General features: G+C 46.5%; 29 protein-coding genes. 24 read left to right on the top strand and 5 right to left on the bottom strand.

Annotated elements, in window-relative coordinates; all coding sequences use genetic code 11:
* Positions 1 to 29: 29 nt before the first annotated feature.
* Complete coding sequence (locus GC097_RS15655; RefSeq protein ID WP_171684230.1) at positions 30 to 953, bottom strand: hypothetical protein; 924 nt, start codon at positions 951 to 953, stop codon at positions 30 to 32.
* Positions 954 to 1,198: 245 nt separating this feature from the next.
* On the opposite strand from GC097_RS15655, the gene GC097_RS15650 reads away from it, so the two are divergent.
* From GC097_RS15650 to GC097_RS15640, 3 genes are all read left to right on the top strand, one after another.
* Positions 1,199 to 2,122, top strand: coding sequence for an ABC transporter permease (locus GC097_RS15650; RefSeq protein WP_171684229.1), 924 nt, complete (start codon positions 1,199 to 1,201; stop codon positions 2,120 to 2,122).
* A gap of 44 nt (positions 2,123 to 2,166) precedes the next feature.
* Positions 2,167 to 3,036, top strand: coding sequence for a carbohydrate ABC transporter permease (locus GC097_RS15645; RefSeq protein WP_376768392.1), 870 nt, complete (start codon positions 2,167 to 2,169; stop codon positions 3,034 to 3,036).
* A 70-nt stretch (positions 3,037 to 3,106) separates the two neighbouring features.
* A complete protein-coding gene (locus tag GC097_RS15640) occupies positions 3,107 to 4,678 on the top strand; it encodes an extracellular solute-binding protein (protein WP_171684227.1) in 1,572 nt (523 codons plus the stop codon).
* A 48-nt stretch (positions 4,679 to 4,726) separates the two neighbouring features.
* On the opposite strand, the gene GC097_RS15635 is transcribed toward GC097_RS15640, so the two are convergent.
* Positions 4,727 to 6,988, bottom strand: a complete 2,262-nt coding sequence (locus tag GC097_RS15635) for a helix-turn-helix domain-containing protein (protein WP_312875671.1) — start codon at positions 6,986 to 6,988, stop codon at positions 4,727 to 4,729.
* 205 nt (positions 6,989 to 7,193) lie between these two features.
* On the opposite strand from GC097_RS15635, the gene GC097_RS15630 reads away from it, so the two are divergent.
* From GC097_RS15630 to GC097_RS15605, 6 genes are all read left to right on the top strand, one after another.
* Positions 7,194 to 7,637 carry a MarR family winged helix-turn-helix transcriptional regulator gene (locus GC097_RS15630; RefSeq protein ID WP_171684225.1) on the top strand — a complete coding sequence of 148 codons (444 nt, stop codon included), beginning with the start codon at positions 7,194 to 7,196 and terminating at the stop codon, positions 7,635 to 7,637.
* A 35-nt stretch (positions 7,638 to 7,672) separates the two neighbouring features.
* Positions 7,673 to 8,002, top strand: coding sequence for a DUF1904 family protein (locus tag GC097_RS15625; RefSeq protein ID WP_171684224.1), 330 nt, complete (start codon positions 7,673 to 7,675; stop codon positions 8,000 to 8,002).
* A 9-nt stretch (positions 8,003 to 8,011) separates the two neighbouring features.
* Positions 8,012 to 8,932: an AEC family transporter gene (locus tag GC097_RS15620; RefSeq protein WP_171684223.1), complete on the top strand. Its 921-nt coding sequence runs from the start codon at positions 8,012 to 8,014 to the stop codon at positions 8,930 to 8,932.
* A 91-nt stretch (positions 8,933 to 9,023) separates the two neighbouring features.
* Positions 9,024 to 9,326, top strand: coding sequence for a hypothetical protein (locus GC097_RS15615; protein ID WP_171684222.1), 303 nt, complete (start codon positions 9,024 to 9,026; stop codon positions 9,324 to 9,326).
* Between the two features lie 34 nt (positions 9,327 to 9,360).
* Positions 9,361 to 9,729: a DUF423 domain-containing protein gene (locus GC097_RS15610; RefSeq protein ID WP_171684315.1), complete on the top strand. Its 369-nt coding sequence runs from the start codon at positions 9,361 to 9,363 to the stop codon at positions 9,727 to 9,729.
* Positions 9,730 to 9,919: 190 nt separating this feature from the next.
* Positions 9,920 to 11,779: a putative bifunctional diguanylate cyclase/phosphodiesterase gene (locus tag GC097_RS15605; protein WP_171684221.1), complete on the top strand. Its 1,860-nt coding sequence runs from the start codon at positions 9,920 to 9,922 to the stop codon at positions 11,777 to 11,779.
* Between the two features lie 37 nt (positions 11,780 to 11,816).
* On the opposite strand, the gene GC097_RS15600 is transcribed toward GC097_RS15605, so the two are convergent.
* On the bottom strand, positions 11,817 to 12,311 hold the full coding sequence (locus GC097_RS15600; protein WP_171684220.1) for a hypothetical protein: 495 nt from the start codon (positions 12,309 to 12,311) through the stop codon (positions 11,817 to 11,819).
* 95 nt (positions 12,312 to 12,406) lie between these two features.
* Between GC097_RS15600 and ybaK the strand changes: the two genes are divergently transcribed.
* From ybaK to GC097_RS15540, 12 genes are all read left to right on the top strand, one after another.
* Entirely contained in the window at positions 12,407 to 12,880 is a 474-nt protein-coding gene (gene ybaK, locus GC097_RS15595; RefSeq protein ID WP_171684219.1) for a Cys-tRNA(Pro) deacylase, read from the top strand.
* A 410-nt stretch (positions 12,881 to 13,290) separates the two neighbouring features.
* A complete protein-coding gene (locus GC097_RS15590; RefSeq protein ID WP_246294281.1) occupies positions 13,291 to 13,800 on the top strand; it encodes an HYD1 signature containing ADP-ribosyltransferase family protein in 510 nt (169 codons plus the stop codon).
* Between the two features lie 44 nt (positions 13,801 to 13,844).
* Complete coding sequence (locus GC097_RS15585; RefSeq protein WP_171684217.1) at positions 13,845 to 14,090, top strand: hypothetical protein; 246 nt, start codon at positions 13,845 to 13,847, stop codon at positions 14,088 to 14,090.
* Positions 14,065 to 14,340: a hypothetical protein gene (locus GC097_RS15580; RefSeq protein ID WP_171684216.1), complete on the top strand. Its 276-nt coding sequence runs from the start codon at positions 14,065 to 14,067 to the stop codon at positions 14,338 to 14,340. The genes GC097_RS15585 and GC097_RS15580 overlap by 26 nt, the downstream gene beginning before the upstream one ends.
* Positions 14,341 to 14,521: 181 nt before the next feature.
* The gene (locus GC097_RS15575) at positions 14,522 to 14,824 is read left to right on the top strand and encodes a YunC family protein (RefSeq protein ID WP_171684215.1); all 303 of its coding nucleotides are present in this window, start codon (positions 14,522 to 14,524) and stop codon (positions 14,822 to 14,824) included.
* Between the two features lie 236 nt (positions 14,825 to 15,060).
* The gene (locus GC097_RS15570; RefSeq protein WP_246294266.1) at positions 15,061 to 15,849 is read left to right on the top strand and encodes a basic amino acid ABC transporter substrate-binding protein; all 789 of its coding nucleotides are present in this window, start codon (positions 15,061 to 15,063) and stop codon (positions 15,847 to 15,849) included.
* Between the two features lie 83 nt (positions 15,850 to 15,932).
* Positions 15,933 to 16,580, top strand: coding sequence for an amino acid ABC transporter permease (locus GC097_RS15565; RefSeq protein WP_171684213.1), 648 nt, complete (start codon positions 15,933 to 15,935; stop codon positions 16,578 to 16,580).
* Between the two features lie 13 nt (positions 16,581 to 16,593).
* Positions 16,594 to 17,316: an amino acid ABC transporter ATP-binding protein gene (locus GC097_RS15560; RefSeq protein WP_171684314.1), complete on the top strand. Its 723-nt coding sequence runs from the start codon at positions 16,594 to 16,596 to the stop codon at positions 17,314 to 17,316.
* 233 nt (positions 17,317 to 17,549) lie between these two features.
* Entirely contained in the window at positions 17,550 to 18,845 is a 1,296-nt protein-coding gene (locus tag GC097_RS15555; RefSeq protein ID WP_171684212.1) for a homocysteine synthase, read from the top strand.
* A gap of 194 nt (positions 18,846 to 19,039) precedes the next feature.
* The gene (locus GC097_RS15550) at positions 19,040 to 19,903 is read left to right on the top strand and encodes a M15 family metallopeptidase (RefSeq protein WP_171684211.1); all 864 of its coding nucleotides are present in this window, start codon (positions 19,040 to 19,042) and stop codon (positions 19,901 to 19,903) included.
* Between the two features lie 103 nt (positions 19,904 to 20,006).
* Positions 20,007 to 21,026, top strand: a complete 1,020-nt coding sequence (locus GC097_RS15545) for a Gfo/Idh/MocA family protein (protein ID WP_171684210.1) — start codon at positions 20,007 to 20,009, stop codon at positions 21,024 to 21,026.
* A gap of 29 nt (positions 21,027 to 21,055) precedes the next feature.
* Positions 21,056 to 22,012: an AraC family transcriptional regulator gene (locus GC097_RS15540; RefSeq protein ID WP_171684209.1), complete on the top strand. Its 957-nt coding sequence runs from the start codon at positions 21,056 to 21,058 to the stop codon at positions 22,010 to 22,012.
* Positions 22,013 to 22,077: 65 nt separating this feature from the next.
* Here GC097_RS15540 and mtnA read toward each other — a convergent pair whose 3' ends face one another.
* Together mtnA and mtnK are read right to left on the bottom strand one after the other, a co-directional pair.
* Positions 22,078 to 23,160, bottom strand: a complete 1,083-nt coding sequence (mtnA, locus tag GC097_RS15535) for an S-methyl-5-thioribose-1-phosphate isomerase (RefSeq protein WP_171684208.1) — start codon at positions 23,158 to 23,160, stop codon at positions 22,078 to 22,080.
* The gene (mtnK, locus tag GC097_RS15530; RefSeq protein ID WP_171684207.1) at positions 23,157 to 24,383 is read right to left on the bottom strand and encodes an S-methyl-5-thioribose kinase; all 1,227 of its coding nucleotides are present in this window, start codon (positions 24,381 to 24,383) and stop codon (positions 23,157 to 23,159) included. The genes mtnA and mtnK overlap by 4 nt, the downstream gene beginning before the upstream one ends.
* Before the next feature lie 200 nt (positions 24,384 to 24,583).
* Here mtnK and GC097_RS15525 point away from each other — a divergent pair, with 200 nt between their 5' ends.
* The 3 genes from GC097_RS15525 (at position 24,584) to GC097_RS15515 (ending at position 25,989) form a co-directional block, all read left to right on the top strand.
* Complete coding sequence (locus GC097_RS15525) at positions 24,584 to 25,042, top strand: Dps family protein (RefSeq protein WP_171684206.1); 459 nt, start codon at positions 24,584 to 24,586, stop codon at positions 25,040 to 25,042.
* 85 nt (positions 25,043 to 25,127) lie between these two features.
* Complete coding sequence (locus GC097_RS15520; RefSeq protein ID WP_171684205.1) at positions 25,128 to 25,298, top strand: hypothetical protein; 171 nt, start codon at positions 25,128 to 25,130, stop codon at positions 25,296 to 25,298.
* Positions 25,299 to 25,416: 118 nt separating this feature from the next.
* Positions 25,417 to 25,989 carry a DUF1802 family protein gene (locus GC097_RS15515; protein WP_312875670.1) on the top strand — a complete coding sequence of 191 codons (573 nt, stop codon included), beginning with the start codon at positions 25,417 to 25,419 and terminating at the stop codon, positions 25,987 to 25,989.
* Positions 25,990 to 26,077: the final 88 nt, after the last annotated feature.

The following is a 26,077-nucleotide window of genomic DNA, read 5'->3' as shown; positions in this document are numbered from 1 at the left end:
TTCAAAGAAATCTATCAAAATTTTCTAGTTTAAGACAAAAAATAGTATAAACCACCTGAAAGTAGCGTTCTTCTCTTTTCTTTGATCTCATTTGCCGTCTTGCGCAGGCTATCTACTAGGCTTAGATGAAATAAAAAGAGCTCATTCATCGCTATTTCCAACCCAAGCAGTTTCTCATGATGAGAGGCCGCAACGTCTGCATAAAGATCAAGCTCGTCATGGACATACACCTGCTGCTTAACCCAATCCGGCGTCAACGAACCGCTCTCCAAGCTCAGCCCATTTCTGCGCAAGAAGGCCAGCAAACAGTTATAAGAGCCTTCTTCCCAATCTTCCTCCCAATCAGCCCAATCATCCAGCATTTGCAGTGTTACCAAAACTTGTTCCACGGCCTCCGTCACAACCGGGATCCGTTCGGCTTGATTCGCGAGCAGCAGCGCGCCGGTGCTGGCGTTTTTGACGGGGCTGGCTTTCCATGCAACTTTCCTTACCTCCGTGTGAAAATAATCAGCGTGGCTCTCGCCCGCAACAGCATCCGCCCATTCCAGCACATAAGCTTCGTGGTAATGCCAGAAAGGCGATTGCGACGGGAACAACTCTCTATATGTAGATTGGAACTGCAGCTGAAATAAATTGGCAAGCGGCAGCTTGTCCCTATGCTCCCCACCCGCCGAATCCATAATGTCGTCTATAACGAAGTAATAGAGCATGACGAACACATTCGCTAAACTCAGTTTGTTGACGGACTCGTCCGGCAGAGACGTTATTTCCTTCATCCAATAGGGAAGCAAATAGCAAATATAATTTTTCGTGCTTTCTTCCTGCCGTAGGTCAAATTTAGCGAAGTAAGCAAGCCCTAGTTGATTGAGCGGCTCAGGAAACGAACGTAATAGGCGTTCGGCATCCGCAAAAACGTCATCCGTATTTTTCTTATGAGCAGAGAGCCAATCCATAGGTCGATATCCCCTTTATTGGTATATTTTTGAAATAAACGTAGCATGAATGCGACATGGTTTCAATTGTTATTTAATTCCCGGCCTATCAACGATTGTTCACCCTGCCAGTTCACTGAAGTCAAGATTGTTCACACCCCAGTTTGCGAGAAAGTTCACATACGTAGAAAGGCTTCACTATTCAGCTTTTATGCCCTGATATATGATCGTTTCAAGATATAACCCGAGGAGGATCGAACCCGAACATGGTCAAACGAAGAGGTTTTCTTTATGAAATTGTGACAAACAAAATCATGTTTCTCATGCTGCTGCCGACACTGATCTTCTTCTTTATTAACTCATACATCCCGATGGTTGGCATCTACTACGCATTCACGCGCTTTGATTTCAACGCCGGTTTGTTCGGCAGTCCTTTCGTAGGCTTGGATAATTTCTCTTTTCTATGGAAATCCGGCATGTTAATCAAATTAACGTTCAACACGCTCGGTTACAATTTGGCTTTCATTGTTTTCGGCAATGTTTTTGCCATTCTATGCGCTGTTCTGCTCAGCGAGATTCGCAGCGCTTGGTTTAAGAAAATTGCCCAGTCCGTGATGTTCCTGCCTTATTTCATATCATTCGTTATCCTGAGCGTCATCGTCTACAACTTATTTAACTATGAGAGCGGCTTTCTCAACACGATGTTGAAAGAACTCAGCTCTGAACCTATCGATGTGTACAACACGCCATGGGCTTGGGTTTTTCTCATTATTATCTTTTATTTATGGAAAAATCTCGGGTACAGCATGGTGATCTATCTGGCGGCAATTACTGGGATCAGCGAGGAATATTATGAAGCTGCCAAAATTGACGGTGCCAATATTTTTCAGCGGGTCTGGCATATTACGATACCGATGCTGAAGCCGACATTTGTCGTGCTCCTGCTGTTCTCTCTAGGGAGTATTATGAAAGGCCAATTCGACTTGTTTTACCAGTTAGTTGGAAATAACGGCATTCTGTTTAATGCGACAGATATCATTGATACGTATGTGTACCGCTCTTTGAAGGTCACCTTTGATGTCGGTATGGCGACGGCCGCAGGGCTGTATCAATCGCTATTCGGATTTATTCTGATCATTACCGTAAACTACATCATTCGAAAAGTTAACGACGATTACGCACTATTTTAGGAGAAGAGGTGCTTGCTAGCTTGAGAGTTAAAGACGAGAAATATATGTTTTTGTTCCAAACGATGGCTTATGCCATTATTATTGTCTCTTTTCTGGTGTGCTTATTTCCTTTTCTGATGATTATTTCGGCTTCATTTACACAGAATGAGTCCATTCTTCGCAGTGGTTACCACTTCATACCGAAGGTGTTCTCGATGGAAGGCTATAAGACGGTTTTTCGATTTCCGGAGCAGGTCATCAAAGCATACAGTGTAACCATTTCCGTCACGGTCATCGGTACAATTCTTGGATTATTTTTCATGACGATGGCGGGTTACGTTCTACAGCGCAGGGATTTTCGGTATCGCAATCAGTTCTCCTTTTATATCTATTTCACAACGCTGTTTGGCGGGGGCTTGGTCCCTTGGTATATCTTGTTGGCCAGCTATTTGAAGCTGACGGACACCTATGCGGTGCTTGTTCTGCCGGGACTCATGAGCCCGTTCTTGATCATTCTGATGCGCAGCTTCATGAAGTCCGCTATTCCCGAGGAGCTCATTGAATCCGCCAAAATCGACGGCGCCAACGACTTCAAAATTTACTACAGCGTCGTGCTTCAATTGTCGATGCCCGGCATCGCGACGGTCGGTCTCTTCCTTGCGCTTCATTATTGGAACGGCTGGCTGCTGTCCTCGCTGTTCATCAACGATCCGAATAAGTATGAGCTTCAGTATTACTTGTATAACGTGATCAACACCATGCGTTTTGTATCGCAAATGGGCGCAGGCACAGGTGTTGTCATGACCGGCGAAATGCCGACGGAGTCAACGAAAATGGCGATGGCGATTATCGTGACAGGTCCGATTCTGTTTCTGTATCCGTTCGTTCAGCGTTATTTCGTCAAAGGATTGACAATCGGTGCTGTCAAAGGTTAGAACCGAAGAAGGAGCTTGCAGGCAACCTTCTCGGCTGACATATAACAACACATCTAAAGGGAGGATTCAAATGAAAATGTTGGCAACATATCGTTTCTCAGCCATCCTGTCCGGGGTGCTCTTGATTACGGCTCTTACAGGCTGCAGCAGCACGCCGGAGCCTAAGAAAGAAACGGCTGCTCCAGCCGCAAGCGCAGCTGCTCCGGCAGCGACAGTCAAAGCGGAAGCGCCGAAGAGAGAGAAGGTCGAGCTTCAATTTTACATGCTGGGCAATGCTCCCAAAGATCTGCAAATCATTCAGGATGAAGTCAATAAATTAGCATTGAAAGACTTGAATACAACCGTGAAATTCAACTATACGACTTGGACGGACTGGGATCAGAAGTATAAGCTGCTGCTATCCTCCGGCCAACAAGTGGACTTGATTTTCACAGCCGACTGGACACAATATCAATCCTACGCGAAAAAAGGCGCCTTCCTGCCGCTTGACGATATTTTACCGAAGGCTGCGCCAAAGCTAAACAAATATGTGCCGAAGGATATGTGGGAAGCCGTGAAAGTCGACGGCAAAATTTATACCGTACCGGCGACGTTTAAGGAGTACGTCACGAATGGTTTCGTGTGGCGTGAAGACTTGCGGGTCAAATACAATTTGCCGAAGCCAGTTTCCATTGAAACCTTCGAAGCGTACATGGACGGCATCAAGAAAAACGAACCGAGCATGCTCCCTTTTGCAAGCGGTGGAGACGGCAATTTGATTATTAACGGACTGAGGGACGTCGTACATAACAGTGTAGGATCGCCACTCTATGGCATAGGTATCAACTATAATAAGCCCGGTGATGTTTACTCTTACTGGGGATCCGAAGAGCACATGGGAGACATCAAAATAGCTAAACGCTGGATGGATAAAGGCTTTATTCCGAAAAACGTTCTAAACGTGAAGGACTCTACGTGGGATCAGTTGGTCAGCGGTAAGGCGGCTGCAGAATTCGGCGATAACCCGGCACGCTTTAACGATTCCCTGAACAAAATGAAATCAACGCATCCCGATTGGAACCTGGATTACTATTCCTTCTCGACGATCAAGGGCTATGCCACGCCGGTGCATCCGATTCATAACGGTTTTGCCATTCCTAAGAGCAGTAAAAACGCGGAACGCGCAATTGAGTTCTACGAAAAAATGGTCACGGATAAAACGTACAATTGGCTTACTTCTTATGGGATTGAAAGTAAAAACTTTCAAATTGAAAATGGCTACTACAAAATGATCGGCGATAACAATTCCAATGGCTTCCCTCGTGAGTCCATGAACAGCTGGGCATGGCGCAATCCGGATTTCATGCTGTTCGAGAAAAGCTTCGATGGGGTAAAAGCGATTTACAAAGACCTTGATAAAATTCAAAAACCGGATCTCTTCACAGGCTTTGCCGAAGACTACAGTTCCTACCAAGCGGAGAAAGCAGCGCTGGAGCAAGTGGAGAAACAGTATCTGTGGCCGTTGCAATTGGGTCTTGTAGCCGATGTAGATGCAGGCATGAAAACGTTCATGGAGAAAGCGAAGCAAGCGGGACTTGAGAAGGTGCAAGCCGAGTATAAGAAGCAATGGCTTCAGTATGTGAGCGAAAAAGGGTTTAAATAAAAAGAACGGCCGCCCTGCAGCGTGATGCCTGCAGGGCGGCCGTTTGTTTTAGGGCGAGGCTTGATTGCCGGGTTCGAGGCCGGTTTTGCGGTAATCGGTCGGGGTCACGCCATAATTTTTCTTGAACATCCGGTAGAAATAAGAGCTGTTGGTATAGCCGATTCGTTCGGCGATATCGGCAATCGGTAAATCCGAGTGCTTGAGCAAATCCTTGGCACGGTTCATTCTCATGTTGTTGATGACATCCACAACGGCGTTCATGGTGTTCTGCTTATAAACGCGGCTCAGGTAGATCGGCGACATATCCATCTCATCGGCAATCCAATTTAAGCATAAATTCGGATTGCCGCAATGCTGTTCAATCATATCGTTGATTTTACGAATAAGGTCGTCCTGCTTCATACTCCGCTTGTCATCAAGCCGCTTTTTCAAATCATCGAACAATTCGAAGACGACAGCTTCGATTTCTTCAATCGTTTCCAGCTTGGCAAGCGCATTTTTGGATAGCTGCATGCTTATTGGGATATCGAGAGAATTGTTTTTGAGAATCGTGTGCAGGACGCCATTCAGCGTAATGGTCAATCGGGATAAGGTGGCTTGAAACACGCTAATCGGATACGGTCTTGTTTCCTCGATAATGCAGCTGTACAATTTCTTAGCTTCTGCGACTTTGCCGGCCATTAAAGCATCGATGAGTTTTTTCTCTTTCTCTACGGTGAACAAATAATCGTCTGTTTCCGGATATTGGTGATCCGCAGCGGAAATCAAGCAGCCGGGTCCAAGAAATAAGCGATGCTCGGATGCTTCGATAATCCTGCGGTGCATGGGAATAAGGTCTTGAGGTTGAGAGCTCAGCGGACTATAAGTGACGGAGATGCTGATTTTGAGAAGTTCGCCTACCGCTTTTTGAATTTGCTTTAAAAGCGCTAGCAGCATGCTCTGATCGGCATCGAGAGGTGCGGTTCGCACATTCATAAGCAGCACAATGCAGTCATTCCCCAAATCGACCGTTTCCACTTGGTAAGCTTGTGAAACTATTTCCGAGGAAATATTCATGATCGCATATTTATACACGTGAAGATCGTCCTGATGACGATGCAAAAAAGGCTGAAAACCATCGATGCGAAGCAGAATCAGCCGGTAATCGCTTTGGAAATCGAAGGAAATGCCGAGCTCACTGCGTTTTTCCCGCATTTTTTTCGCCGTAATCGGCTCCTGTCCTTGAAGCAGCTTCCGCAGTACATCTTGCTTTAATGTAAATAAAGAATTTCGTTTATCCGATTCCAGCGATTTCATTCTCGTGACAATCCGATCGATAGGGACATAAAGCTTGCGGGATAAATGCCAGGAGACTAACAATCCTGCGACAAGTATGGAAATGCCGATGTAAATCGTCGTTGTACGAATTTTGTTGATTTTCTCCGTGATCGTCTGATAAGGCGTTATGCGGATGTAGCGCCACTCCAGGGAGTCAGGAGCCGTAAAAGAAATCAAGGATTTCTTGCCGCCGACCTTATCAATGAAGTAACCGGAGCCACGATTGCTCATAATCTGTTTGGTAATGGCGGATTCCGCTGTAAGTGCTTCCGCATCATTGGGGAGTTTGCCGGTCAGCGTACTGCCTTTACTATCGATAATAAAAGAGGAACTGGCTTCATTGCCTTGCTGCTTGCCGATATCCTTATTAATCCAATCCGTCGTGATGTTGACGATAACCGCTGAATTCAACGCATTGTCATTGCCGATCGCATCGTAGCACAGGTACGTGTAGACATTGCTCTTTTGCGTACTGGATGCATTTTTTAAGTAGGTGCGTGGAATAGGTACGAAGGGTTTGAACTCCTGGAAATGATCAAGTACGTTTAAAATATCTTTGTCGACCAGTTCATCTTTGGTCATTAAACCGTTCTGCCCGGGGCTGGATGCAATGTACACATAGCTGGCTTTCGGATTGTAGACATAGATAGAAGCAATGTAGGGCATGGAATTCAAATAGTTGTTCAATTCCCTCATGGCAGCGGTCGTGTCATAAATATCCGGATTTTCATAAAACATGAGCTTGCTGATATTGCCGTTCCGGTACAATTGAAATGTAAGTGATTGAGCGCTTTCCGTCATCGAGATGACTTCCCGGCTTGTTTGGGTTAAATTTTCTAAATCGGTTTGATACACCTGGTTTAAATTAATGTTTCTGTAATTGACAAAATAAATGGTGGAGGATACAAGCAGCGTAAGAATCGTACAGAGAATTGTACTGAGTAAAAGTTTGATATACAGCTTGCGGTTGTCTCCCGAAACGTTTACATTCACAGGCATGCCTCCCCATAAGGACTGACGGAAAAAGTGACTCCAAGTATTACTACAATATCACTGGAATCGAGCGCGGTACAAGATGGAATCATGCAACATTTATGAACTTATCTGACTATTTACATTGACAGTCGGGTTATTTTTATATACATTTGAAGCAAAACGATTGTTCGCAATATGACTAAGGTGAAAGGAAGCCTGATCTATGAGCAGCAGTGAATTATTAAAGCTTGAAAATCAACTGTGCTTTAGTTTATATGCCAGTTCAAGGGCGATTACACGGATGTACCGTCCTTTTCTTGAAGATTTGGGGATTACCTATCCGCAGTATTTGGTTCTGCTCGTTTTATGGGATCAAAAGGAAAGTACCGTCAAGGAGCTTAGCGAGAAGCTGGATCTCGATTCCGGTACGTTGACGCCGATGCTTAAACGAATGGAAGTTCAGCAGTTGGTTCAGCGGAAAAGATCGCTGGAAGACGAACGTGTCGTGAACATTGTCATTACGGAAACCGGGCTTGCGCTCTACGAAAAGGCGCTCTGTATACCGCAAACGCTTCTGGAAACAAGCGGGTTGTCGCCGGAAGAAATTTACAACTTTAACTTGCAGCTCAAACGCATCATTACTAATGTGAATGGATCAATGAAGTAAGAAGCCTTACGGCGGAATGGATTGGAGCTTGAAACATGCCTAGATTAACGTTCAGAGGATTATCTGTGGAGCAGGTTTGTGAAATCAGTGAAAGTCTAGTAGACCAGCTTGCTGCTATTTGCGGCTGTGACATCGATAATTTTACACTGGAGTGTGTGCAGCATGCCGCTGTATTCGGAGGGAAGATCGTCACAGCCTATCCGTTTGTTGAGGTCGCCTGGTTTGAACGCGGGGACGAAATCAGGGATGCAGTCGCCAAGGCGATTACGACCGATGTTCTCGGGCTTGGCTTGCCGGAGGTTGAAGTTGCTTTTACGACCTACAGCAGAGATGCTTACTACAGCAACGGAACTTCATTTAAGTGAGGATTAGAAATGAGTTATTTCTTTTATATTCTTATTAATAATATTGTGCCGATCTCGATCATGATTGCGATCGGCGCAACGATGTATCGTGTTTTTCATCTGGATATTAAAACGTTATCCAAGCTTAATTTCTACGTATTTTCTCCAGCACTTGTTTTTGTTAAGTTATATGAGTCTGAAATGAACTTAAATGTCCTGCTGCAGGTGCTCTTGTTTTTCGTTTTATTTTTTAGCCTTCTTTTTGCCGTCATAGAGGTTTATATCCGATTAAGGAAGTTGGAGCGAGGCATGCGCATTGCTATGCGCAACAGCGTTATTTTCTACAATAGCGCCAACTACGCGCTGCCGCTCAATCAAACCGTATTCGGCGGGAATGCGTATACCTTATCGATTCAAATTGTCATCATGATTATGCAGACACTGATACCTAACACGTACGGGATTTACACGTTAAACGCGCACAAATCAACCTGGAAAGCGACGATGAAAACGATTTTGTCCCTGCCGGTTATTTATATGATTCCGCTCGCACTGCTGCTGCGATATTTTCATCTGCCGGTGCCATCCTCTATTAATTTGCCGCTGACGTATATTGCTAATGCCTTTATGGCTACGGCGCTGCTAACGCTTGGTGTACAGCTTGGCGGCATGAAGTGGGAGTTCCATTTCTCCAATGTGGCGGTTTCCCTTATATTAAGGCTTGCTGCGGCGCCGTTGATCGGATTTTTCGTGGTTTGGATGCTCGGAATCGATGGATTGACGGCCAAAGCTCTTATTCTTTCTTGTGCTGTGCCGACGTCGCTAAGCAGCGTACTGTTGGCCATCGAGTATGAGAATGAGCCTGAGTTCTCTTCACAGGCCGTATTTACTTCAACGTTGTTTAGTATGTTTACGATACCGGTCGTTATCTTTTTACTGGGATTTCTGTGAACCTTTAGGGGAAAGATAGTGATAGGCAGGAGTTTCGACATTTTTCGGCGAATGGATAAAAGGAACTTTATGACATAAGGGGGCCTTTTTGATGAAATACCAATTTTGCCAGTATGTTACGATTGTGGACATGAATGAAGAAATTTTGTCTGAGGTATTGTTTGAACATGGGGAATTCGAATCCAATGCGCTGTCTATCGGTTCATCCGTTCTCATTCATGGGTTGGGACTTAAGCAATTTGAAGTCGTGTATGACAAAAGAGAAGGTAAAACCGCCCGTAATAAAATTGTAGATATTGAAATCGATCTGATCAAGAAACCGACGGTAACAAGGGTTTATTTGGACCCGGTACGCCTGATTGTAGGCCAACATGATATCGGTGAAGTGGAATAAAATGAAGATTTAGGAAGGAAGATTGGAAGCAATGATGAAACTTTTTGTGCTGCTCGGCAGTTTGAATGCTTTACTTTCTGTCGCGCTAGGTGCATTCGGGGCACATATTTTGAAGCAAAAATTGACACCGGACAAGCTGGACGTTTTCCAAACGGGTGTACATTATCACATGATCCATGCGGTCGCGTTGATCGCCATTGCGATTTTGTCAGAGAAGCTGGGGAGCACCTCGCTCGTGAATGCATCCGGATGGGCTATTTTTATCGGAATCATCCTGTTCTCGGGCAGCTTATATGGTCTTAGTTTGACAGGAATCAAACTTTTCGGACCGATTACACCGCTTGGCGGAGTGAGCTTCTTGGTGGGATGGATTCTGCTCGCCATTGCTGCTTTAAAATCATAAAAATGGAAAGAGTCGGCATATTCCGACTCTTTTTTGTTTGTTTTGTGCCGCATTTGCAGGAAAAAGCGCGACTTATGTAGAAAATACTGTTTAACCAAAAGAATCCAAATTACATATTGACGTGTGCAAGTATGTCGGATGAAACACACGTTCACAGGTATCTAGTAATGTCGTATGAGGAGGCAAATTTGTGAAAAACCGGCTCTATATCGGCGGATACCTGATTGTCGCCATATTCGTAAGCCTTTATGTAAAGCCGTATGCTGCTTGGATATGTATCTTTGCCGCTCTGCCGCTGTGCATGCTGCTGTTGAACAAGGAGAGGGTGAAGCAGCCCTCCGCAACGCCGCAGGACCCAACCTATTATCATGTGCTGGACTCCTTATTTGAGCACCATCCGAACGCCATCGGAATCTTTGATCATAATGGGATGTTCATTCGGATCAATGAAGCGGCGGTAACGATTCTCGGTTATTCGGTGTCCGAGCTGCTGCAGAAACGTTTTAGCGATTTTGTGACGCAAGAGAAGTATGAGCTGACGTGCGATCAACTGCAGCAGGCGAAAGACGGCGAACCGATTGCCTTTGAGACATCGGTTTCCCATAAAAGCGGTTACCGGGTAGATTTGCATACGACGGCGGTTCCCGTTGAGCTGCAGCCGAATGTCAGGGGCTACATTCTTATTTGCCAAGATATTACGGAACGCAAGCGCGGAGACGAGCAAGTCCGCTATATGGCGTATTATGATGACATGACAGGGCTGCCGAACAGGCGTATGTTCAAAGACCGATTAAATGAAAGATTAAGCACGGCCGGGTCCATCGGACAGAAGGTAGCGGTCTTTTATCTTGATATCGATAGGTTCAAACTCGTTAACGACAGCTTCGGCTACGATTACGGCAACATGCTTCTTCTGCAATTGGCAGAACGCTTCACGCGCTGCGTCACCGAAACCGATTATTTGGCGCGGACAGAAGGCGATGAATTTGCCTTTTATTATACGAATGTCGTCGATTCCAACGATGTGATTGCCGTTATTGCAGAGATTAATCGCGTTCTGGAAAAGCCGTTTCTTCTGGAGCAGTATGAGATGCATGTAACGGCAAGTATCGGTGTTGCCATTTCTGCCACGGATGCAGAAGATGCCGATACCCTGATGAAATACGCCGATATTGCGCTCGCCAGAGCCAAAGAGAAGGGACGCAACGATTTTCAAATTTTTAATTCCGATATGAAATCCGTTTCCCTCAATCGGCTCAAGCTGGAGAACGAACTGCGCAGAGCAATCGCTCAGGAAGAATTCGTTTTATTCTATCAACCACAGGTTGATATTGAGACGGGACGCATCGTCGGTGTGGAGGCGCTTATTCGCTGGGCTCATCCCGAGAAGGGACTGATCTCGCCAAATCATTTCATCTCGTTCGCAGAGGAATCGGGATTGATCGTGCCGATCGGCGAATGGGTGCTGCGGGCGGCCTGCAAGCAAAATAAAATTTGGCAAAATCAAGGGTTCCCGAAGATGCCGATTTCGGTCAACTTGTCGATGCGACAGTTTTTTCAGCATAATCTGAAAGGCAAGATATCTCATGTGCTGGAGCAAACCGGGCTCGATCCGCAGTATTTGGAGCTGGAAATTACCGAAAGCATGACGATGGACGTCGATCACGCCATTCAGTCCTTGCTGGAACTGAAGGAGCTGGGAGTTCACGTCAGCATCGACGATTTCGGGACAGGCTACAGCTCCCTCTACTATTTGAAGAAATTTCCGATTGATAAGTTGAAAATCGACCGTTCCTTTGTCCGCGATATTATGGTCGATCCCAATGACGCGGCTATCGTAACTACGATCATCGCGATGACGCACCATTTGAACTTGAAAGTCATTGCGGAAGGCGTGGAAACCGAAGAACAGCTTCATTTTCTGCATCAAAATCGCTGCAATGAAGTACAGGGCTATTGGTTCAGCCCGCCTGTGGATGCTGTCGAGTTAGAGCATATGCTCAGCCATGGCGTCCCCGCAGCGGCGTCAAGTTCGGCGACATCATCATAAAAAGAGGATGCCCCTTGACCGGGACATCCTCTTTTTGCTAGAAAGCGACGTAATCATCGATTTCGTTTAATTTGAAAGAATAAACCTTCTTCTCATCCACGTGATACACCGTAACATTCTGATTGCTGCTGTCATAATTAATGATTCGGCAGGGAAGATTTAGTTTGATGCCCTGGCCTTTCACAACCGTTAGCCGTATCAGCGTATTGTTCGTTTTGAAGCTGTCGAGCTGCTTAATAATGTGATCAGCGGCCTCGCTCGGCGTGGCTGCCTTCGCCGTTGGCACGGGAGAAGCAGGCGGGGGAGAAGCTGCTGCTTTTTTGCTTGTATGTGAGGGAGACGAAATTTCTTTGGTCGTATTCAACTCAATTAACTTGCCAAGCTCAATTCCCTTCAGGATCTTATAATCTTTGATAGTCTGTGTGTTAAGAAGATGAAGGAGCTTTTCCATCGCAAGACCGTTGGTCGCCTCTTCCATTAAAATTTCAACAGTGAATAAATGGCCTGTAACGTTAGATTTTCTTTGACTCATATGGCCTCCTTGCAGCCTTGAAATTGCTCATGTCTTAACTATATCATGATATGATACCCAAATATAGATTGGTTTTTGTAAAAAGAGGTGAAACGATGTCAAACAAGACGAATGCGTGCCGAATACTCGATTCTCTTCAGATTGATTATTCGCTGCACGAATACGATTGGGATGAGAGTCAATTGGATGCGGCGACCGTTGCCGCTAAAGTGGGTTTGCAGCCCGGTCAATTATTCAAAACGCTCATCTTAAAAGGGGACAAGTCAGGCGTCATTGCGGCCTGCATCCCCGGGGATCAGGGGCTGAACTTGAAGAGCCTGGCCGCAGCAAGCGGAAATAAGAAAGTTGAAATGGTGCCTGTAAAAGATATCCAATCGCTTACTGGCTATATACGAGGAGGCGTCTCTCCCCTGGGCATGAAGAAAAAGTATCCCTTTTACCTGCATTCGACTGTTATGTCGATGGAATTAGTTAGTATTAGCGGCGGCCGCCGGGGACTGCAGATTTTTCTGCGGGGAGCGGATTTGGCAGCGGCTACGGAGGGGGAGCTTGTGGATATTGGTTGTTAGTGGGGGGATGGCACTGTACTAGCTGCACAAGTGCATATGTCTGAGTGAGGAGTCCAACTATTAGTTGGGCTCTTTTGTCATATAAATTGCATCAAAGTCAGCGAAATCGCTCACATTACCTGCACTTTTTACAGCTTTCACGTGGAGAGGGAAGGTTTGCTTTTTAATGCAAGCAGCAGCGGCTGTCAAGCAGACGTAATGGCGTTGCGCAGTTTTTGTCCACGCTAACGGACTGAGAGGCCCTTACTCGAAGGAAAAGACCTCTTCGAACATGTAATGGACACCAACGCTGTTACTTGCTCATTGGGGACTGATTTCTCCCCGAAATTGGCAAATAAGGTCGCTGGTGTCCGCTAGCAGACAGACACGACGCTTTTCGTGAATATAACGGCCACTGTGTCCGAAGCGTGATGAGATATAAGACTCTTTCAACCTATACTTCAACACCAAGTAGGGATAGCGCCAGTAACTCAGACTCTCAAACGAAAACTCAAGTTACTCCTTATGTCGATGTTACAACTGCAGAGAATAATAATAAAAAGAAGAGATTTTTATATCATTATACAAGCCAATCAGTTTATGTGAGCATCTGGGAGTCTGGGGTAATTTGGCCGTCTCTTAAAGCGCTTCGACCTAGCGATGCAAGAGGAGGCGATGGTGTCTATTTTACAGATATTCCACCAGACACGATGTCTCCAGAGCCATTAGCTAAAATACTATATAATAGAGAGAGCGAGGCATATAAAACAACAGACTATTTCGTAGTGGATGTTACTGATTTGAAAATAAAAACGGTCCGCCCGCACTTTTTTGTTTATAATACTAACGTTCCTTTACCACTCACTGGTCGGTTTATCAGCTCAGGCCATAATTTCGGACCAGGTGGGCCTGCTGATGGTTACGACTTTTTGGCATCATAAGGTTTAAGTTTATTCAATGAAAAACCAGAGTGAAGGAGAGTACTATGATATATCTTATGTACGAAGGAAACGACGGTACTTGGTATTTTGAGGTTGATGATGAGGGAGGTGCTGCTAGGCAAGTAGTGGTTGGGCATGATGGATCAGTTATTACATCTAATATAAAACATGAGCAATATCACTTTTTCTTGGCAGATCAGCCACTCTCCATAGCCTCTCCTGACTATGTGCGAATTGAAATGGATATTTTTGAAAAAGTTTGGAATGAATCTATTTTTACCTATACATGAATGGGAAAGAGTTAAATCTCTTCTCACTGTTGGTACTATAGTCGAAGGCAAGATAGAAGTATTCTATCCTCAAGGAACGCTTATTGAGATAGACCGTTATAAAGTAATAGGTGTAACAGTAAATATTAAAAATGAGCTAGATAATGAAGATATATATATTAGAGATCTTATTAGAGCTACTGTAAGTAGTTACGATGAAGTAAATATGTGGATTGTCTTAGAAGATGCGCAATTAATAAGCAGGGATTAGTTCAGCATTAATTAAATCTTCTACCGCCTTGCGACAATCGCTTGGCGGTTTATCTTTTTCCGATACGGTGTTTCACCCCCCTCCCCATTCCCCCAAAAAATTCTTTTCAACCCACGGTCACACCGTACTAGCCGCACGCGCATATACTACCGTAAGACTGCAAAGAGGAGCTGTGCAGAGCATGATGCGCGTAGAACCCATTCTCCTTGAGGGACGTACTGCAATTGCGATAGAGGTTAAATTGCCCAAGACGACGCTGCTGGTAGTGACGACAGATAAAGGTTACATTATGTGCGGCGCGCTTGACGTTGCACTGCTCAATGAGCGCTTGAGAGATCGCAATATTGTCGCGGCAAGGGCAACCGGTGTCCGGACGATTGAGGAGCTTCTGGAAGCACCGCTGGAATCGGTGACGTACACGGCGGAAGACCTTGGCATTGTAGCCGGAATGACGGGGAGAGAAGCCATTTTAAGAATGATGTAACGGTCGGTCAATGATGGAATTCTAACGCTTGGGACCTTAAGTTCCAGGCGTTTTTCTATTTTCTTTTGGGCGAAAAAACAAAGGAACTCAACTTCGGTTGTGCAGAAAGCCGAAAATGTGCGGAATGAGCGATTACCTGCAATTTCCTGAATAAATTTCTAAACTCAAACGTTGTTATTTTATTGACCAGGTGTTAAAATATGAGTCGTTCCATACATAGCACGGGGGGAATTATAATGAAAAAGTTATCGTTTTTTGTTTTGACAGCAGCTTTAGTCATCGGTTTAACCGGTTGCGGAGCTAAAGATAGCGGAGGCACGAAGTACAAATTTGCGACAGATGCTGCCTATGCGCCAATGGAATATATGGATAAAGGCAAACTGACCGGCTTTGACATCGATTTTCTTGCAGAAGTGATGAAAGAAGCAGGACTTTCCTACGATGTAGCGAATACTGGTTGGGACACGATGCTGACAAGCGTGAAGCAAGGCAATGAGTATCAAGGCGGCATTTCCAGCGTTTCGATTACCGATGAGCGCAAGCAATCCTATGATTATTCCATCCCTTATTTCGAATCAACCAACATGATTCTTGTCAAAGAAGGCAGCCCAATCAAAAATGCGACAGATCTGAAAGACAAGAAAGTCGCTGTTCAGATCTCGACGACTGCGGATATTTTGATGACCAAGATCATGGGCGATAACAATAAATCTTTGAAACGTCTGGATAACAACACGCTGGCACTGATGGAACTGGAAAATAACGGTGTAGATGCGGTTGTCGCGGATATTGCGATCGTTCGTGAATATGTGAAAAATAATCCGAATAAGAAATTCGTTACTATTTCCGATCCAACAAACTTTGAGTCCGAATACTACGGGATTCTGCTTCCAAAAGGCAGCGAGCTTAAAGCGAAGCTTGACCCGGCTATCAAAAAAGTCATTGAAAACGGGGCTTACGCGAAAGTGTACAAAAAATGGTTCGGTCAAGAGCCGGACACCAAAAAGTTGCTTGAACAAAAATAATAATCAAACAGCATGCGTGACTTTATCCCTTGCGCATGCTGTTGTTCTGTTCACAGCTTAAATGATAAGGAAGGAAGTGTGGAATGAACTTTCGTTTTGACATCATCATTGAATATATACCGCTTTTATTAGAAGGTACGCTTTGGACCATTGGCATATCCATTTTGTCCATCTGTCTCGGCTCTGTGTTGGGACTGGCTGTTGGATTAGGTAAAATGTCGCACCGCGGTTATTTAAGATGGCCAGCAAGCATCTATGTAAACTTTTTCCGCGGCACACCGCTGCTCGTGCAAATTTTGCTCGTGCATTACGGGGTCGTCCCGTTATTTCTCGGAACAACGAATGCCATTGTAGCTTCTATTGTTGCTTTGTCTTTGAACTCTGCAGGCTATATGGCTGAAATTTTCAGAGCCGGTATCCAGTCCATCGATAAAGGACAAACCGAAGCTGCGCACTCGCTCGGCATGACTCATTTTCAAACGATGAAAAAGGTCATTTTGCCGCAAGCGATTAAGCGTATGATTCCTCCGTTTGGGAATGAGTTTATTGTGCTGATTAAGGATTCTTCCTTGTTCGCGGTTATTGCTGCCCCTGAATTGATGTATTGGTCCAATGCGATGCGCAGTCAATATTTCGCGGTATGGGAGCCATACTTGACTGCTGCGCTTATTTATTTCATTCTCACTTATTCTCTAAGCAAGCTGCTTAGCTATGTGGAAAGGAGAGTGTAGAGACATGTCAGCAATGATCGAAGTTAGAAATCTGAAGAAAGCATTCGGCGATAATGTTGTTTTGCGGGATATCTCCGCCGATATTCAAAGCCAGGAGGTTCTGGTTGTGATCGGTCCGTCAGGATCGGGGAAATCGACTTTTCTGCGTTGTCTGAATCTGTTAGAGCAGCCGAACGGGGGTTCTATCAAGATTGAGGGCAAAGACATTACGGACCCGGCTAATAAAATCAATGAGATCCGCATGGAGCTAGGCATGGTGTTTCAGCGTTTTCATTTGTTCCCGCATATGAAGGTCATCGATAATATTATGCTGGCACCGATTCAAGTGCGCAAATGGCCAGAAGATAAAGCGCGCAAAAAAGCGATGGAGCTGCTCGCGAAAGTTGGACTGGCTGACAAAGCCAATGCGAGTCCGGATTCGCTTTCCGGAGGTCAGGCGCAGCGTGTTGCGATTGCCCGCGCACTGGCGATGGAGCCGAAGATTATGCTGTTCGATGAACCGACATCCGCTCTGGACCCCGAAATGGTCGGAGAAGTGCTTGCCGTTATGAAGCAGCTGGCCAAAGAAGGGATGACGATGGTTGTCGTTACCCATGAAATGGGCTTTGCCCGTGAGGTTGGGGACCGCGTGATGTTTATGGAGCAGGGCGTGATTGTCGAAGAAGGCAATCCTCAGCAAATTTTCGAAAAGCCGCAACAAGAGCGGACGAGAGCCTTTTTGTCTAAGGTGCTTTAGTACGGTGAATAAGAATAGCATGATAAAAATGGAAAAGGAGCCGATTGGCTCCTTTTTTTATCCCAAATACATTTACTAGAGATAACGATAGATAGAATACTATAGAAAAATATCCCTATGTGGTATATTGACTATAGCTAGATATTTCCATTAGAATGAATACATACTAATCCAGTAGGAATTATCGAGTTTATAGGAAGTCAAATCATCCATCGTCCAAGGAGGCATGTGCAATGTCAGATTCCAAACGTCAGTATTTACCGGAAACACTAGCCATACACGCAGGTCAGGAGATCGACCCGGCAACCAACTCAAGAGCTGTTCCGATTTATCAAACGACGTCTTACGTGTTTAACGATACGGATCATGCGGCTAATTTATTCGCGCTCAAAGAATTCGGTAACATTTATACGCGTATTATGAACCCGACCACGGATGTTTTCGAGAAGCGGATTGCCGCTTTGGAAGGCGCTCCGGCAGCCCTGGCTGTAGCATCGGGTCAAGCGGCCATTACGTTCGCGATCTTGAACATTGCTGAAGCCGGAGATGAAATTGTTTCAGCTGCATCCTTGTACGGCGGAACTTATAACTTATTTGCCAATACGCTGGCGAAGCTGGGGATTACCGTCAAGTTCGTTGACCCGAGCAATCCGGAAAACTTCCGCAGTGCCATTACCGATAAGACAAAAGCGGTATATGCAGAATCGATCGGTAATCCCAAAGGGGATATTCTCGATATCGAAGCTGTGGCAGCAATTGCACATGAAAATGGCATTCCATTGATTGTTGACAATACGTTCCCAAGTCCTTATCTGCTTAGACCGATTGAGCACGGGGCTGATATCGTCGTACATTCGGCAACCAAGTTTATCGGCGGCCACGGAACGACTATCGGCGGTGTCATTGTTGACGGGGGCAAATTCGATTGGGCGGCAAGCGGCAAATTCCCAGGCTTGACGAAGCCAGATCCGAGCTATAACGGTGTTGTGTACACCGATGCGGTTGGGCCTATCGCCTACATCATCAAAGCAAGAGTACAATTGCTTCGCGATTTAGGCGCATCGCTTTCGCCGAACAGCTCGTTCCTGCTCCTGCAAGGGCTGGAGACGCTGCATTTGCGTTTGGAACGCCATAGCTCGAATGCTTTGAAAGTGGCGCAATTTTTAGAGTCTCATGATGCCGTGGAGTGGGTTAGCTATGCAGGACTGGAGAGTCATCCTTCCCATAAGCTTGCTCAGAAGTATTTGCCTAAAGGGCAAGGGGCTATCCTGAGCTTTGAAATCAAAGGCGGCGTGGAAGCAGGGAAGAAGCTGATTCATTCCGTTGAACTTTTCTCCCATTTAGCCAATGTCGGGGATTCCAAATCACTCATTATCCATCCGGCTAGCACGACGCATTCGCAATTGAATGAACAGGAACAAATTTCTGCTGGGGTAACGGCGGGACTTATCCGTCTATCTGTCGGTACAGAAGCAATTGAAGATATCATTTATGATTTAGAACAGGCAATTGCTGCAAGCCAAGCTTAAGCGGGACCCTGGAAACAGATCAAAACTTGTAACCACAACTTTTTCCGCATAAAATATGAGAAGGCTGCGATTTGGGCGCAAAACCTAAATGGCAGTCTTTTTATGTTGAAAATTGACTTCATGCAACTTTTATTTTGATCGTGAAGTCTATTCCATGTGACTGTTTTTTACTTTGAGGAGGCATTAATTCGATTATGAACAAAAAGATGAAATACTCGCTAACCCTGCTGGTAGCGATATCCATAGTATCAGGCTGCAGCAGCAAAGAGGAAGTGAAATCCACCGCAAGCCCGTCGTCAAGCACAGCAGCAACGGCAACATCGACGCCTTCGCTTGGCACGGCAAGTCCGACCCCAATGCCGTCAGCAACAGCAACGGCTTCTCCACAAACAAGCTCGAAGCCGACTCAAAGCCCAGCCTCATCGCCGAAGCCCTCCGGCACGCCTTCCAAAAGCGACGCCGTGCAAGTCATCGCAAAACCGGAAAGTGTGACGGTTCTCGTGAATAAGCAATTCTCGCTGCCATCGAGCTACGAGCCAACCGATTTGGTCTATCCGGATATTACATTTACATTTACGGAGAAAGTAGAGAAACGGAAGATGCGAAGCGTTGCGGCGACAGCGATCGAGAAGCTTTTTGCCGGGGCGAAAAAAGATGGCATTAATCTGGCCGGAGTCTCCGCTTATCGTTCATACGCCACGCAGAAATCGGTTTTCCAGCGCTACGTGCAGAAAGATGGCGAGGAAAAAGCCAAAACCTACAGCGCAGTACCGGGAACGAGCGAGCATGAAACGGGACTGGCGATCGATGTGACGGGCAGCGACGGGAAGTGCGCGGCGGAGGATTGTTTTGGAGGGACGAAGGAAGCGATCTGGCTGGAGAAGCACGCGCCTGAGTACGGATTTATTATCCGTTATCCGCAAGGAAAAGCGGCTATTACCGGCTATCAATATGAGCCATGGCATATTCGTTATGTGGGCGTAGATACGGCTAAGGATATCGTCGCCAAAAAGATGACCATGGAAGAATTCTATAATGCCGTACCTGCAAGCAAGTGATGGTGATGTCGCAATTCTGCACCCTCCTCTGTCGCTAATTCGAAATTTATCAAGCTGCTAAGGCATGTTATTATGAATCTAAGTCACTTATTTGGAGGTTAACATGATAAAAGTAGCGATGTTAAGTTTTTGGCACGTGCATGCAAGAGATTATGCGAAACAGGTTACCGAGCACAAAGATACCGAGATTGTGGCCGTCTGGGACGAAATTCCTGAACGCGGACAAGCGGAAGCGGCGCAGCGCGGTGTAGCTTTTTACGCGGATTTGGCAGAGCTGCTGGCAAATAAGGACATTGACGGCGTCGTTGTCGACACGCCGACCAACCTGCATCGCGATGTCATGGTTGCAGCTGCTAAGGCAGGGAAACATATTTTTACCGAGAAAGTAATTGCTCCGACTTTGCATGAAGTGAATGAGATTTTGGATGCGGTAAATGAAGCAGGCGTAACCTTGACGGTTTCGTTGCCGCGTTTGAATCCATCGTATACATTGGCGATTCAAGAAATTATCGAGAAGGAACTGCTGGGACCGATTACGCTCGTTCGTGCCCGTTTGTCTCATAACGGGGGCATTTCCACGGAAGCGAATCCGAAAGGGTGGCTGCCTGAGCATTTCTACAATGCCGAACAATGCGGCGGCGGCGCATTAATCGATCTTGGTTGTCATCCGATGTATCTGACGCGTCTATTCCTTGGTCTGCCTGAGTCTGTAAGCGCTGCTTATGGTTACGTGACAGGCAGAGAAGTTGAAGATAATGCCGTAGCAACGCTTCAATACGCAAACGGCGCCCTGGGCATCGTTGAGGCTGGGTTTGTGAACGCCCATTCGCCATTCGTGATTGAAGTTCATGGTACCGAAGGCAGCGTGTTGTACTCCGATCACGACGGCAGAGTGCTGCTCCGTACGAAAAAGCTGGCGGAAGCAAGCGCGGGCTGGGTGGCTTACGAGAACGGCCCGAAAGAAAGACCGTCTGCTTTTGATCAATGGGTATCCCATATTCAAAACGGGACTAAAGCCACTGAAAATATTCAGCTGGCTGTGGACTTAACGAAGCTGATGGAGGCTTCCAACCGCTCCGTTCAAGCCAAACAGCAAATACGAATTGATTCCTTGGCTCAGTAAGAGCTGTGAAGGATGAAAGGAGGTTCAGCATGAGTCAGCCCTTTTACTTTGAACCAATGCTGGAAAATCCAACGGCACTCGATCGCTTGGATTTAAGATTTCGGTGGGGTTCTTACGGAATCCGTGTACTTCGCTGTCATTTGACCTCCTTTCCGGCCGGAACGGTTATTGATTTTCATCATCATTCCGAGTTCGAGTTTCATTATATTCCCAGCGGCAAAGGCAAAGTTATCCTGGAGGGGGTTACGCACCCGCTGCAGGAAGGAATGCTGTACCTTACAGGACCCGGGGTCTCGCACCGTCAAGAAGCGGATGAGCACGAGAAGATGGATGAGCTTTGTCTTCATGTTGATTTTGTGAAGCTGGACGAGGCTGAGCCGACCGGAGATGCCGGGCGCGAGGCTCAGTCCTGGGGAGAGGCTTGGGAGATCGCTGAGGCGGAGGCTTGTGTGAAGCAGCTAAGCGAGCTTCCGCATATCCCTGCATTCGACCGCCAGGAAGCGATGAAATGCTTTTTGGTCGCCTATGAAGCTTGGCGGGACAATCAGCTTGGCCAGTATACGATCATTAAACAATCGATTATCCAAATGCTGCTTAGAACGATTGGCGCGTACAAAGCGGATCATCATGGTCTTAACTTGCCGGCGCGCGATATGAAAAGCTATCGGTACCAGCTCGCGGTGCAGTTCATCGAGGACAACTTCGGGCGTCCCTTAACGCTTGAAGGGGTTGCCGAACGGCTGCAGATTTCTTCGAGACAGCTTCAGCGCATTTTCAAGGAGCAGGCGAACATTTCCTTCTCTGAATATTTGGAGCAGGTCCGTTTGAAACATGTGTGTGCGGAACTGCTGCAAACGACCATGACATTGGAGAAAATCGCTGAAAAGAGCGGCTTTGCGTCCAGCAATTATTTGCATTACGTATTCAAAAAAGCGCACGGCGTCACGCCGAACCGTTACCGTGACCGTGACCGCATGCATGGATAAAGAAAAAAGGCTGTTCCCGCGCAGATGCTGCATCTGCATTAGGGACAGCCTTTTTTCATTGCTATCTATTCGAAAAGCTTACGTAAGTTCTCTGCATAAGGAGCGCGAACAATGCCTTTTTCCGTAATAATCGCGGTCACATATTCGTTCGGTGTGACGTCGAAAGCAGGGTTGAACACTTTGACGCCTTGCGGAGCCGTACGCTTGCCGAAGCCTTGAGTGATTTCATCCTCATGGCGCTCTTCAATCGGGATATCCCCGCCCGTAGGCGTGTTCAAATCGATCGTGGAAATCGGGCTCGCCACATAGAACGGAATGCTGTGTGCCTTCGCCAAAACTGCCACGCTGTAAGTGCCGATTTTGTTAGCCACGTCGCCGTTTGCCGCGACGCGGTCGGTCCCGACGATGACCGCCTGGATCCAGCCCTTGGACATGACCGCACCGGCCATGTTGTCGCAGATCAGCGTCACGTCGACGCCGGCTTGCTGCAGTTCAAAGGCCGTGAGCCGCGCGCCTTGCAGCACGGGCCGGGTCTCATCCGCGAACACTTTCAGGTTCACGCCTTTTTCTTTAGCCAAGTAGAACGGCGCTAGCGCCGTGCCGTACTTGGCTGTCGCTAAACCGCCGGCGTTGCAGTGCGTCAACACGCCAAAGCCATCCTCGAACAGCGTCAACGCATGTTCGCCGATCAGGCGGTTCGTCTCCTCGTCCTCCGCTTGAATCTTCTGCGCTTCCTCGAGGAGCGCTGCCTTGAAGGCATCCGGGCTAACGCCGGCCGCTGCCAAGCTGCCTGCCTGCGCTCTCATCCGGTCGAGCGCCCAGAACAAGTTCACGGCTGTCGGACGCGACGTCGCCAGGTAGTCCGCTTGCTTCTGGACTTCCTCCAGAAGCCCATCTACGGCAGCATCCGTGCTGCGGATGCCGAGGTAAACGCCATACGCGGCGGCGATTCCGATGGCCGGAGCGCCGCGAACTTTCAAGTGACGAATCGCTTCCCACACCTCGATCGGCGTTTCCAGCGGCAAATAAACAATTTCTTCCGGCAATAAGCGTTGATCTAACAGATCAAGCTGCTGCCCATTCCAACGCAAGGATTGCAATGCACCTTGCTCCTCTAAGTTCTGTACGTCTAAGTTTGTGTTAGTCATAGAACAAATCCTCTTTCTACTGCTGATTCTTTGGTGACGATAGCAATAAGCTCATCGATCGAAGCCACTTGGCGGTTCGTGCGGATAAAAGAAGTGCCGATCGCTAAGGCCAAACGTTGAGCGCGCTCTCTGGCGGCGCTGTCTTCAATTTTATCAATATCTGCGACATGGGCAAGTCCGACGATGCGGCGCACCATTTTGGCGCCGGTGAAACCAGCCGTATCCTGAAGCAGATTTTTGAGGAAATAATCCTGATAGCCCGGCGTTTGGAAGACACGATCCACACCATGCTCATTCCACAAAGCGCGGAAATTAGCCTCGAAGTGCGTCCATACGTCCTTCACGGTTTGCAATAAATAGGCGCGGTACGCTTGACGGCTTTCGTGATCAAGGCTCCAACCTTCTTGCCCGGCGAAGTTAAGGATGAGATTCGCCAGCACAGCGCCGATATCAAAGCCCATCGGTCCATAGTAGGCGAATTCCGGATCGATGACTTTGGTGGAATCCGGTTTGATGAAAATACTTCCCGTATGCAAATCGCCATGAAGCAGCGCTTGCGCGTTCGTCAGGAATTTCTGGCGAAGGATCGCTACTTCAAAGTGAAGCTCGCTGTCTGTCCAAAGCTGTTCGGCCGCATCCCGGATCTGAGCTTCAATGTTGTTCGTTTCGGCATCGCGGTACGGATCGTCGAAAATCAAATCCTCTGTAATTTTGCACAGCTCGGGGTTGATGAAACGGCCTTGTTGAATTTTCTTTTCCTGCTGGTTTTTGCCTAAATCCGAAGTGAAGAACAGTGTATTCGCTAGGAACCGGCCGATATGTTCGGCAAATAGCGGGTATTGATTCCGCTCGATAAGCCCCTTGCGCATAATGACATGATCGCTTAAATCCTCCATAACCGTAAGGGCGAGGTTCGCGTCATAAGCGTAAACATGCGGCACTAGATCTGGAACTAAGCCTTCCTGGATCAAAAGAGCTTCGCTTTCAATGCGTGCCCGATCCAGCGTTAGCGGCCAGGATTCGCCGACAACTTTGGCATAAGGCAGAGCTTGCTTTAGGATAATGCTTTTTCCGGAAGCTTTTTCCGAAATGCGAAAAACGAGATTTAAGTTGCCGTCGCCGATTTCGTGGCTGGCCAGCTCCGCTCCCGGTTGAAACAAGTCCGGAATTTGGCGAGCGTATTCGATCGCTTGAGCTTCACTTAAAGGATGATAGGTAGACATGGCATTCCCTCCTATGAGTCATTGGAATTAATTCCAACTATTTTACTGTGTATTAATCATCTTTTCCTAGTATAAGACAAAAAGGTGCCGCTTGAAATACTCTCTTCGGAAATGTTGCACAAATTACATAAAATTAGCCTTTATAACTCAAATTAACGTGTACATGCTGCACCGATAATAACAATATAGGAGGCATATCCATGGCAACGACAACGATAACATCCGCTCAATCGATTCAAACCGTATTAAATAAGCAGATTGCAAACTGGGGCTTGCTGTTTATCAAGCTTCATAACTTCCATTGGTATGTAAAAGGCAGCCAGTTCTTCACTTTGCACGTTAAATTTGAAGAACTCTACAATGAAGCGGCACTGCATATCGATGAGCTTGCTGAACGGCTGCTTTCGATTGGCGGTAAGCCTGCAGCTACGATGAAAGCCTATATCGAGCTTTCCTCTTTGAAAGAAGCGTTGGGAACCGAAACGGCAACCAAAATGGTTGAAGCCGTCATCGAGGATTTTACGATTCTTATTCAAGAGTTAAAAGCCGGCATGCAAGCCTGTGAAGAAGTCCAAGACGAAACGACGTCGGATATGCTGCTGGCTATCCAAACGTCGCTAGAGAAACACCGCTGGATGCTGCAATCGTTTCTCGGATAGGTTTACAAAATCTTCAATCTGAACAAACATAAGTCTAATGATACTGCGCTATACTGGTAGCAAAATCGTTTCGGAGGATCTGATGATGATGAAAATCCTGAATGTGCTGCTGGTAATGGCCGCGTGCTTCTTCTTGTTATTCATGGCTTTTGAGGCGGATGCTCCTCAAAAGAATGAAGATCCGAACCCGATGAAACAAAATCAAGAACAGTTTGCCCGTATACATCAATCGTATTACGCCGAAGATGTTAAATAAGTACGCTTAGGGATGGCCTGAGAGCCATCCCTTCTTTTCGTTCTTACATGGAATGTTGTTTTGCGCCTCGGAATTCCTTATAATAGATTGACTATTGGGGAACGAGGAGTTGGCGGGTGTGGATAAACCAAAGGCCTTGAAAGAGTGGGCATCGGCTGTTAAAGCACTGGAAGACGGAACGCAAATTTTTATTATGCGCAAAGGGGGTATTGTTGAAGAGACGAGGGATTTTCAAGTCGTTTCCAATGATTTTTTTCTTTATCCGACCTATGAACATCAGAGAAAGGAATTGCTGAAGGAAAACTTCCGCGAGGTAATGGATGAGACTCTGGCTGGTTGGAGCGCGCAGGATGAGCATGTTAAGATCAGTTCCTACGCCCGGATGGTCGAAGATATTGAAATCAGCGATGGCGAGCTGCTGAATAAGCTGTATCCTTTTCACATTTGGACGGAAAATTTCACGGAAGAAAGGCTGAAGTGGAAACGTAAAAATCCGCTGCATCTTATGCTTTTAAGAGTATATAAATTAGCAGAACCTTTACATATCCCCATTGAAAAGGCTTATATCGGCTGCAAGTCATGGATCGAGCTGGGAGCTGAAACACCGCATGAATCAGCGTTGATTCCTGTAATGAGCGATGAGGAATTCGCTGCGCAAATTGCTGAAATCAAGCATGCTTTGTCGCAATAAAAAGGCAGGGGTTTCACAAAATGACCACCATTTTCATGCAATGGCCCTTTCTTGATTTGACATAGTAAGTTATAATAGAATTATTCTA

It is taken from the genome of Paenibacillus planticolens, from assembly GCF_013141725.1.
Lineage (GTDB): Bacteria > Bacillota > Bacilli > Paenibacillales > NBRC-103111 > Paenibacillus_E > Paenibacillus_E planticolens.
The sequence above is the reverse complement of the archived record's forward strand: the minus strand, read 5'-3'. Positions and strand labels throughout refer to the sequence as shown.

What these genes read in the sequence shown, in the direction of transcription:
- GC097_RS15655 (WP_171684230.1), bottom strand. Translation starts at nt 953, where the DNA reads ATGGATTGGCTCTCTGCTCATAAGAAAAATACGGATGACGTTTTTGCG.
- GC097_RS15650 (WP_171684229.1), top strand. Translation starts at nt 1,199, where the DNA reads ATGGTCAAACGAAGAGGTTTTCTTTATGAAATTGTGACAAACAAAATC.
- GC097_RS15645 (WP_376768392.1), top strand. Translation starts at nt 2,167, where the DNA reads ATGTTTTTGTTCCAAACGATGGCTTATGCCATTATTATTGTCTCTTTT.
- GC097_RS15640 (WP_171684227.1), top strand. Translation starts at nt 3,107, where the DNA reads ATGAAAATGTTGGCAACATATCGTTTCTCAGCCATCCTGTCCGGGGTG.
- GC097_RS15630 (WP_171684225.1), top strand. Translation starts at nt 7,194, where the DNA reads ATGAGCAGCAGTGAATTATTAAAGCTTGAAAATCAACTGTGCTTTAGT.
- GC097_RS15625 (WP_171684224.1), top strand. Translation starts at nt 7,673, where the DNA reads ATGCCTAGATTAACGTTCAGAGGATTATCTGTGGAGCAGGTTTGTGAA.
- GC097_RS15620 (WP_171684223.1), top strand. Translation starts at nt 8,012, where the DNA reads ATGAGTTATTTCTTTTATATTCTTATTAATAATATTGTGCCGATCTCG.
- GC097_RS15615 (WP_171684222.1), top strand. Translation starts at nt 9,024, where the DNA reads ATGAAATACCAATTTTGCCAGTATGTTACGATTGTGGACATGAATGAA.
- GC097_RS15610 (WP_171684315.1), top strand. Translation starts at nt 9,361, where the DNA reads ATGAAACTTTTTGTGCTGCTCGGCAGTTTGAATGCTTTACTTTCTGTC.
- GC097_RS15600 (WP_171684220.1), bottom strand. Translation starts at nt 12,311, where the DNA reads ATGAGTCAAAGAAAATCTAACGTTACAGGCCATTTATTCACTGTTGAA.
- ybaK (WP_171684219.1), top strand. Translation starts at nt 12,407, where the DNA reads ATGTCAAACAAGACGAATGCGTGCCGAATACTCGATTCTCTTCAGATT.
- GC097_RS15590 (WP_246294281.1), top strand. Translation starts at nt 13,291, where the DNA reads ATGAGATATAAGACTCTTTCAACCTATACTTCAACACCAAGTAGGGAT.
- GC097_RS15585 (WP_171684217.1), top strand. Translation starts at nt 13,845, where the DNA reads ATGATATATCTTATGTACGAAGGAAACGACGGTACTTGGTATTTTGAG.
- GC097_RS15580 (WP_171684216.1), top strand. Translation starts at nt 14,065, where the DNA reads ATGAATCTATTTTTACCTATACATGAATGGGAAAGAGTTAAATCTCTT.
- GC097_RS15575 (WP_171684215.1), top strand. Translation starts at nt 14,522, where the DNA reads ATGATGCGCGTAGAACCCATTCTCCTTGAGGGACGTACTGCAATTGCG.
- GC097_RS15570 (WP_246294266.1), top strand. Translation starts at nt 15,061, where the DNA reads ATGAAAAAGTTATCGTTTTTTGTTTTGACAGCAGCTTTAGTCATCGGT.
- GC097_RS15565 (WP_171684213.1), top strand. Translation starts at nt 15,933, where the DNA reads ATGAACTTTCGTTTTGACATCATCATTGAATATATACCGCTTTTATTA.
- GC097_RS15560 (WP_171684314.1), top strand. Translation starts at nt 16,594, where the DNA reads ATGATCGAAGTTAGAAATCTGAAGAAAGCATTCGGCGATAATGTTGTT.
- GC097_RS15555 (WP_171684212.1), top strand. Translation starts at nt 17,550, where the DNA reads ATGTCAGATTCCAAACGTCAGTATTTACCGGAAACACTAGCCATACAC.
- GC097_RS15550 (WP_171684211.1), top strand. Translation starts at nt 19,040, where the DNA reads ATGAACAAAAAGATGAAATACTCGCTAACCCTGCTGGTAGCGATATCC.
- GC097_RS15545 (WP_171684210.1), top strand. Translation starts at nt 20,007, where the DNA reads ATGATAAAAGTAGCGATGTTAAGTTTTTGGCACGTGCATGCAAGAGAT.
- GC097_RS15540 (WP_171684209.1), top strand. Translation starts at nt 21,056, where the DNA reads ATGAGTCAGCCCTTTTACTTTGAACCAATGCTGGAAAATCCAACGGCA.
- mtnA (WP_171684208.1), bottom strand. Translation starts at nt 23,160, where the DNA reads ATGACTAACACAAACTTAGACGTACAGAACTTAGAGGAGCAAGGTGCA.
- mtnK (WP_171684207.1), bottom strand. Translation starts at nt 24,383, where the DNA reads ATGTCTACCTATCATCCTTTAAGTGAAGCTCAAGCGATCGAATACGCT.
- GC097_RS15525 (WP_171684206.1), top strand. Translation starts at nt 24,584, where the DNA reads ATGGCAACGACAACGATAACATCCGCTCAATCGATTCAAACCGTATTA.
- GC097_RS15520 (WP_171684205.1), top strand. Translation starts at nt 25,128, where the DNA reads ATGATGAAAATCCTGAATGTGCTGCTGGTAATGGCCGCGTGCTTCTTC.